1 protein-coding gene is annotated in these 655 nt (G+C 63.2%); it reads right to left on the bottom strand.

Annotation, left to right across the window (positions count from 1 at the left end; translation table 11 throughout):
• The coding region (locus tag Q5L94_RS13295; RefSeq protein ID WP_317498846.1) for a hypothetical protein at positions 1-655 on the bottom strand (655 nt) is incomplete at both ends.

Genomic DNA, 655 nt, shown 5'->3' with positions numbered 1-655 from the left:
AGCACGGCGCTGTCGCTGCCTTCTGCCGAGGTGTTGCCGAACTGGTCTTCCAGCACCGCTGTCACCTCGAGGGTTTCACCTTCCGCTGGCGCATCGAACGAGGTCGCTACGCTGCCGTTGTCGATGTCGCTCTGCGACAACACGATCTCGTTGGTGGTGGTGCCATCGCTGACGCGGATGGTGTCACCGTCCACCGCTCCGGCTGGCAAGCCGACTTCAACGTCGACCTGGCCATCGAGCTCGTCACTGCTGATAACGCCATCATCGTTGGCGTCTTCGGTGATGGTGACCGTCGGCGCGCTGTTGTCGTCACCCGCCTGGGTGTCGAGCACGGCGCTGTCGCTGCCTTCTGCCGAGGTGTTGCCGAACTGGTCTTCCAGCACCGCTGTCACCTCGAGGGTTTCACCTTCCGCTGGCGCATCGAACGAGGTCGCTACGCTGCCGTTGTCGATGTCGCTCTGCGACAACACGATCTCGTTGGTGGTGGTGCCATCGCTGACGCGGATGGTGTCACCGTCCACCGCTCCGGCTGGCAAGCCGACTTCAACGTCGACCTGGCCATCGAGCTCGTCACTGCTGATAACGCCATCATCGTTGGCGTCTTCGGTGATGGTGACCGTCGGCGCGCTGTTGTCGTCACCCGCCTGGGTGTCGA

Source organism: Idiomarina sp. Sol25 (assembly GCF_033052775.1).
Classification (GTDB): domain Bacteria; phylum Pseudomonadota; class Gammaproteobacteria; order Enterobacterales; family Alteromonadaceae; genus Idiomarina.
This window is presented reverse-complemented; position numbering and strand designations above follow the sequence as displayed.